The sequence below is a fragment of the Acinetobacter pittii ATCC 19004 = CIP 70.29 genome, from assembly GCF_000369045.1.
GTDB classification, from domain to species: Bacteria; Pseudomonadota; Gammaproteobacteria; order Pseudomonadales; family Moraxellaceae; genus Acinetobacter; species Acinetobacter pittii.
Window position 1 is genome coordinate 456,878 of sequence record NZ_KB849789.1, and the last position, 6,824, is coordinate 463,701.

General features: G+C 39.6%; 7 protein-coding genes. 1 reads left to right on the top strand and 6 read right to left on the bottom strand.

Annotated elements, in window-relative coordinates; translation table 11 throughout:
• Positions 1-8 precede the first annotated feature (8 nt).
• The 6 genes from puuP to F928_RS12605 all read right to left on the bottom strand — a co-directional run bounded on the left by puuP (position 9) and on the right by F928_RS12605 (position 6,055).
• Positions 9-1,340 carry an APC family permease gene (gene puuP / locus F928_RS12580; protein ID WP_005075615.1) on the bottom strand — a complete coding sequence of 444 codons (1,332 nt, stop codon included), beginning with the start codon at positions 1,338-1,340 and terminating at the stop codon, positions 9-11.
• Between the two features lie 187 nt (positions 1,341-1,527).
• Entirely contained in the window at positions 1,528-2,235 is a 708-nt protein-coding gene (locus F928_RS12585) for a cache domain-containing protein (RefSeq protein WP_005075618.1), read from the bottom strand.
• Between the two features lie 65 nt (positions 2,236-2,300).
• Positions 2,301-3,020, bottom strand: coding sequence for a FadR/GntR family transcriptional regulator (gene rmpR / locus F928_RS12590; RefSeq protein ID WP_005075620.1), 720 nt, complete (start codon positions 3,018-3,020; stop codon positions 2,301-2,303).
• A gap of 55 nt (positions 3,021-3,075) precedes the next feature.
• Positions 3,076-3,846 (bottom strand): nuclear transport factor 2 family protein, encoded by a 771-nt coding sequence (locus tag F928_RS12595; RefSeq protein ID WP_005075622.1) that lies wholly within the window; start codon positions 3,844-3,846, stop codon positions 3,076-3,078.
• A gap of 28 nt (positions 3,847-3,874) precedes the next feature.
• On the bottom strand, positions 3,875-5,305 hold the full coding sequence (locus F928_RS12600) for a gamma-aminobutyraldehyde dehydrogenase (protein WP_002120548.1): 1,431 nt from the start codon (positions 5,303-5,305) through the stop codon (positions 3,875-3,877).
• Positions 5,306-5,632: 327 nt separating this feature from the next.
• Positions 5,633-6,055, bottom strand: coding sequence for an Lrp/AsnC family transcriptional regulator (locus tag F928_RS12605; protein WP_002001056.1), 423 nt, complete (start codon positions 6,053-6,055; stop codon positions 5,633-5,635).
• A 135-nt stretch (positions 6,056-6,190) separates the two neighbouring features.
• Between F928_RS12605 and F928_RS12610 the strand changes: the two genes are divergently transcribed.
• Positions 6,191-6,824 (top strand): aminotransferase class III-fold pyridoxal phosphate-dependent enzyme (locus tag F928_RS12610; RefSeq protein WP_005075624.1); only part of this gene is annotated, 634 nt, incomplete at its 3' end.

A 6,824-nucleotide genomic window follows, 5' to 3' on the forward strand; every position in this document is an offset into this window, starting at 1 on the left:
CTTAAAAATTAATAAGCATTACTAATAGCAATACTTTGTTTTTTAATCGTTTTATAGATAAATAGGAGAACACCCAAAGCTAACCAGAAACAACCAAACATGAGTGAAGATGAATCGAGATTAAGCCAGAGGCAAATAATGCTAAAGACTGATATAAGCGGTAAAAACAGGTTTAGAAATTTGTTTTTAAACCCTGAACGCTGTTTATCTTTAATATAAAACTTCATAAAAACTGAGAAATTTACGGCTGTAAAAGCGACTAGAGCACCAAAGCTGATTAGGCTGACGACTTGGGCTAAATCTAGAAAAACCGCAGACATTGAAATAAGACCAACAAACAAAACCGAGAAAAACGGTGTACCTAATGAAATATGAATTGTCCCAAAATACTTTTTAGGGAAAATATTATCGGTACCCATTATATACAGTAAACGCGAAGCGCTGGCATGTGAGGCAAGGCCAGAGGCGACTGTGTTCATAATTTGCCCGCATAAGAATACCGATTGGAAAAAAGCACCACCAACGTAAAGCACAATTTCAGGCAACGCTTCTGAAGGATGTTGAAAACGAAGATTGTTTGGAAAATAAAGCTGAATAAACCAAGCGGCCGTGAAGAAAATCAGTCCGCCCGCAAGAGTTGTTAACATAACTGCGCGGGGAATATTTTTAGTGGGTTGTTTGGTTTCATTAGAAAGTGTGGTAACCGCATCAAAACCTAAAAACGAAAAGCACAAAACTGAGGCACCCGCAACGAGGGGGAGTAAAGATTGGTGCTCATGCCAGAGTGGCGCCAATGTAAGCACATGCTCATAACCTTGGGTCGAGCCAATACCCTTAATCACTAAATAAACAAAAATGACCATGAGTATGATCGGTGCAAACACAAACAACAGGCTTAAATTGGCGAGTAACCGAATGCGGAAACAGTTTACTAAAGTGACTAGGCTTGCCGATACAAGCACCCAGAACCAGTAAGGCAGACTTGGGATAAGGGCTGTGAGATAAATCGCAGCTAGCAAAACATTAATGAGAGGTAATAACAAATAGTCGAGTAGGGAACACCAACCGACAAAAAAGCCACTTTTAGGTCCTAAACTTTCAGCTGTATAGCTATATGCCGAGCCTGATTTTTCTGAATTTTTACTAAATCTTGCATAGCTCCAAGCAGTGAGTAGCATGGCGCCAAGTGCGAGTAAATAGGCCAGTGGTACGTGTCCATTGGTAATGCCAGAGACAATACCGAAAGTGTCAAACACCGTCATAGGGGTCATGTAGGCAATACCAATAATCGTGACTTGCCAAAGTGACAGTTTTTTTAAGGAAGACGTTTTATTTTCCATGTCATTTCAACCTCAAATTCGTTGTTTTGCTTTTCATCCGGAAAAGCGATGCTATTTTTGAGCCAAAACTTTCCCTAGACCTGAATAAACACGTCTATTTGAAGAAAGTTTGTACAAAAGTGGGTGGCTGTTTTGCCTTGGTGATGCCCTAAAGCAAAGTCAAATATTTATATTTTTCGACGTCACTCTAAATCACGACCAGTTGAAAAGATTGACACGGTCGTGCCAGAAACTGCTCGGGGCTTTGGCCTTTAAATAATGTGCCTGTTCTGATGGTGATATCATTTGAAGTAATCACTCGAGAAGAGTCGTTAATCACAATTGCTTTTTGTTTAATGTTTTTAAGCTTCGGCATAAGAATTTTTTCCAGTGCGGAAACTAAAATATCGGTAGCAATCACACCGATAAATTGATCACGAATCATGACTGGATGAGCAAGGGTGATGGTGTATGCACCATTGCAAATATAGTCGACATAAGGCCCATGGATGCACGGACTCTTATTTTGAGCAGGTTTATGGAACCATTCAAAAGAGCGAAAATCTAAAAATCGCTGAGCATTTTGATAGTTTTCAAGCTTTGCTTGCTGTAACTGATCTTCTTTTTTATACCACCATTCGAGTGTCCAATAATCTTGCTCTTCTTGCGTTGCAGGGCTATAACTTGCAAAACCAATACCTTGACTGTAATGGCTTTCCTGTAAGGCCTTTTTAATTTCTTTTTGCAAAGCTGTGCGTTCTGAACCTGAAAGCTTAACGTCTTTTGTTTTTTCAGGTTCATGTTTTGAAAGAATTTTGCTCGCTTTAGTTGCCAGCTTTTCTGTAATGGCTGTCGTTTCTTCAACCACCGTCTTTAACAAATTTTGAAGCTCTTCTATATCTAAATGTTGGGTCATTCCTATAACTCCTAAAATTCCGTATTTCTCACTCGATATTTTATAAGTGCTCTACTTTATTGTTTTTATTCGATAGATAACTTATATCGAAGCATTTGGTCTGTTAGCATCGAAATGATTTTTCGCGCTTGAATAACAGCATCATCTTCATTGCCTTGAACAAAAGATGATAAAAGTTGGTGGTATTGAGCGACGACCAATTGATGAAATTGATCATCTTGATAAAGCACAGCAATGAGCGGTGCCCATTCGGCTTGTATGGTTAACTCTTGATTTGCCAGTCGAGCTGATTGAGCAAAAGAGGTAAGTGTTAACAAACAACGTAAATCAAGTTGGGCACGTATGTCTGGTTCAACTGCTTGTTCAAATTGATCAATAAGCTCTTTGATTTTACCCAGTTCATATTCAGTAGTTCTTTGTGCTGCCAAATATGCACCATGGCTTAAAATTGCACTATGAAACTCGCCTAAATCAGCTAAATATTCATTGGAAGCCTGACGCAGAGGGTGCTTGTTTAAGAGTAAATCGGAAGGCAACTCGCAAACAAAGCTTCCGCCGTTTCGCCCGCGTCGTGTATCAATCAGACCTTTTACGCGTAAAGTATTTAAAGCTTCACGGACTGTAATGGGTGACACCCCCATTAAGCGAGCTAGATCCGCCTCGTTAGGAAGCTGTTCATTGCTTTTGAGCAATCCAGAGATAATTGCATTTTCCAAGCGTTCTACAACTTGTTCCGATCGAGTTGCCTGAGCGATAGGTGCAAAAATTATCGTATATGCTGACATGGCGAATTCTCTAAAAGCTAAGTCAGAGACTTAGCTTAATGAAACGGATAAATGATTAAAACACGCCATATTGATGGACGGCCTGTTCATCTTCAGGCACAGCTGGTATTGCATCCCAAAGTTCAACAATTTTGCCATTATCTACACGCCATAATTCAAAATAGGCATGCCGATTTCCGGCAATACTTCCTTCGGAATGTGTCAAGACAAATTGACCATCAGCAATGGAGCGATGCGTTTTGGAGTATACCAAACCTTGTCCTTCATTACGGATATTGTTCAAAAAATCAATGACTGCTTTAACACCATCGCCAATGTCTGGACTATGTTGAATGAACTGATCGTCGTGAGTGTATTCTTTAAATGCTTCGTAATTGCCATCAATTAATGACTTCTTAAAGAAAGAGGTCACAATCTCACGATTTTTCTCCGAATCATGATGAGTTACGATTTCGGTCGGACCATCTAATTGGGTTCTGCCACTCACATTCGGCGCTGCTTCTGCTACAAGACCATCCCAATGTTCCACAATTTTGCCATCTTTCACTCGGTAAATATCAAAACCAACTAAAGGGTTTTCATCTAATCCCTGAAAGCGGCCATGAATTGCAACCAAGTCGCCATCTGCCAATACACGCACAGCTTCATGTTGCATATCTGGGCAGTCTTCTACCAGTTGGCGAAGGCCTGAAAGACCATTTGCAACGAGTGGTGAGTGCTCTATAAAGTCTTCAGAAAAATAACGATCCAGAGCAGTGGTGTCGTGTAAATTAAATAACTCATGATGAGCTTTAGTCACCAAGTCTTTCATTTCTTGTTTATTCATTTTGATCTCCTTTCAAAGTCCATTTTTATTATTCGTTTGAACTCATCACATGTTTAACGCGCGTATATTCTTCAAAACCGTAGCCAGATAAATCTTTACCATATCCTGACTTTTTGAAACCGCCGTGTGGCATTTCTGCGGTTAAAGGAATATGGGTATTAATCCAAACTGTACCGAAATCAAGTTCACGAGAAAGACGAGTGGCGCGGGCATGGTCTTTAGTCCAAACACTTGAAGCTAGGCCATATTCAACATCGTTGGCTTTTTCAATCGCATCATTTTCATCTGTAAATTTTTGAACGGTAATCACTGGTCCAAAAATTTCATTTTGAATGGCCTCATCGTGTTGTTTTAAGCCACTAATAACAGTGGGTTCAAAATAGAAGCCTGGACGGTCTGCCTGTTTTCCACCTGTTTCAACTTTGGCGTGAGCAGGTAAGTTGTCGATAAACGCTTTAACGTTTTTCAATTGGTTAGCATTGTTAAGTGGGCCATAAAGCGCGTCTTGATCATCGGGTTCACCAAAACGGGTATTTTTTGCAGCTTCAACTAACTTACTTAAAAATTCATCATGAACAGATTCAGCCACAATTACACGCGTTGCTGCAGTACAGTCTTGCCCTGCGTTGAAATAGCCTGTTAAAGCAATCATTTCAACTGCTTTGTCTAGGTCAGCATCTTCAAAAACCACTACAGGTGCTTTACCACCAAGCTCAAGATGCGCTTTCGCTAGATTTGCTGCGGCAGAAGCTGCAACTTGTAATCCCGCACGAACTGAGCCTGTAATAGAAACGAGTGCAGGGGTCTTATGTGATACAACTTTTGAACCCACCTGAGCTTGGCCTAACACTACGTTAAATGCACCTTTAGGGAAAAATGGTGCAGCAATTTCAGCAAGTAAAAGCGTACTTTCCGGCGTTGTATCACTTGGTTTAAGTACCACGGTATTACCTGCGGCTAAAGCTGGAGCAATTTTCCAAACAGCCATCATGAGTGGATAGTTCCAAGGTGTAACTTGCCCAACTACACCGACAGGTTCACGGCGAATAGAAGAGGTTAAACCTTCTAAATATTCACCTGAAGCTGTGCCATTGAGTAAACGGGCAGCACCTGCAAAGAAACGAACCTGATCTGCTGATGCACCCACTTCTTCAGATGCAATTAAGTGTTTTAACTGACCCGTATTACGACTTTGTGCTTCAATTAAACGATCAGCATTTGCTTCAATAGCATCTGCCAAGTTAAGTAATGCTTTTTGACGAGTCGAAGGTGTACTACGTCCCCAAATTTTAAACGCTTCTTTTGCAGCAGCATAAGCTGCATCAACTTCTGCCTCGGTCGCATTCGGTGATTGCGCATAAACTTCACCAGTGACTGGGCTTACCAAATCGAAGTAATCATTTCCTTTGCTAGCAACATATTCGCCGTTAATAAAGTGTTGTAGTTGAGTTTTAGCCATTTTTTATACCTTGTCCTTAGGTTTTAACATATAACATATAATAATATATGTATTATGTTTTAAATTTTCTGTCAAATGCTTTGATGAGAGGAGTGAGTGAAAAAAGTGAAAATTTAAATCAAATTGGATTTTAAGTTTTTGATTTGATTGTTTAAAAAATATTAAAAATTTATTGAAGATTTTTAGGAGAGGTTGATTGTCGTACTAGTTCAGTAGATTTGATGAAAGATAATTGAATAATTTTCTAATGGAGAGCAGCTTGAGGAGCCAAGATTTAACTTAGCTCATCAATTTCGAGTTCTTATTTATTGAAATTAAATTGAATGATTAGGTCTTATGACTCGCAAGCAGAATGCTAGTTTCACTGTTATAAATACCTGAAATATTCCTGATTCTTTCTAAAACTTTGTCGAAGTTTTCTAAAGTATCAGAACGTAGCTCGACCAAAATGTCCCATTTGCCATTCGTTTTATGTAAACATTCCACGGCACTTTCTAGGCGTAGTTCTTTAATCACAGACTGCGCTTTGGTGCCTTCGACCATAATGCTCATCCATGCACGGATGACGTTGCGTTCAGCATTCGGTTTAAACCGTACCGTATATCCGGTAATAATGCCCGAAGACTCCAGATACTCCATTCTCTTCTTGATAGTTGCTCTTGAAACGTGAACTTTTTCGGCTAACTCGGTAACAGACATCCGTGCGTTATCTTTAAGTAAACCTAAAATAATTTGATCAATGTTATCCATATTGTAATTGTCAATTATCAAATTGGTAAAAATTAATTCATTTTTGACTGAATTACAAATTTTGTGAATCAATTTGATTTTGAATAATAGGGGCATCGGTTAAGCCTAATAATTCAATTTAATGGACTAGATAAGATGAATAATTTTGCAGTTTCTCGTAATGACTTTAACGAGTGGATGGTTCCAGTTTTTGCACCGGCAAATTTCATTCCGGTACGTGGTGAAGGTTCACGTATTTGGGATCAAGAAAATAAAGAATATATCGATTTTGCAGGCGGGATTGCAGTAAACGCATTAGGTCATGCGCATCCAGTGGCAGTAAATGCTTTAACAGAACAAGCAACAAAACTTTGGCACGTAGGCAACGGTTATACAAATGAACCCGTTCTACGCCTTGCAAAACAACTCACTGAAAATACATTTGCAGATAAAGTATTCTTCTGTAACTCAGGTGCAGAAGCTAATGAAGCTGCATTAAAACTAGCTCGTAAAGTTGGACTCGACAGTGGTGTTGCTGGCAAAAGTGGTATTGTGGCATTTAACAATGCGTTCCACGGCCGTACCTTATTTACCGTTTCGGCGGGTGGTCAACCTAAATATTCACAAGACTTTGCACCACTTCCAAATGGTATCAACCATGTTGCCTTTAATGATTTAGAAGCTGCAAAAGCGGTCATTAATGAACAAACATGTGCCGTGATTGTTGAGCCGATCCAAGGAGAAGGCGGCGTTATTCCAGCTGACATCGAATTTTTAAAAGGTTTGCGTG

What these genes read in the sequence shown, in the direction of transcription:
- puuP (WP_005075615.1), bottom strand. Translation starts at nt 1,340, where the DNA reads ATGGAAAATAAAACGTCTTCCTTAAAAAAACTGTCACTTTGGCAAGTC.
- F928_RS12585 (WP_005075618.1), bottom strand. Translation starts at nt 2,235, where the DNA reads ATGACCCAACATTTAGATATAGAAGAGCTTCAAAATTTGTTAAAGACG.
- rmpR (WP_005075620.1), bottom strand. Translation starts at nt 3,020, where the DNA reads ATGTCAGCATATACGATAATTTTTGCACCTATCGCTCAGGCAACTCGA.
- F928_RS12595 (WP_005075622.1), bottom strand. Translation starts at nt 3,846, where the DNA reads ATGAATAAACAAGAAATGAAAGACTTGGTGACTAAAGCTCATCATGAG.
- F928_RS12600 (WP_002120548.1), bottom strand. Translation starts at nt 5,305, where the DNA reads ATGGCTAAAACTCAACTACAACACTTTATTAACGGCGAATATGTTGCT.
- F928_RS12605 (WP_002001056.1), bottom strand. Translation starts at nt 6,055, where the DNA reads ATGGATAACATTGATCAAATTATTTTAGGTTTACTTAAAGATAACGCA.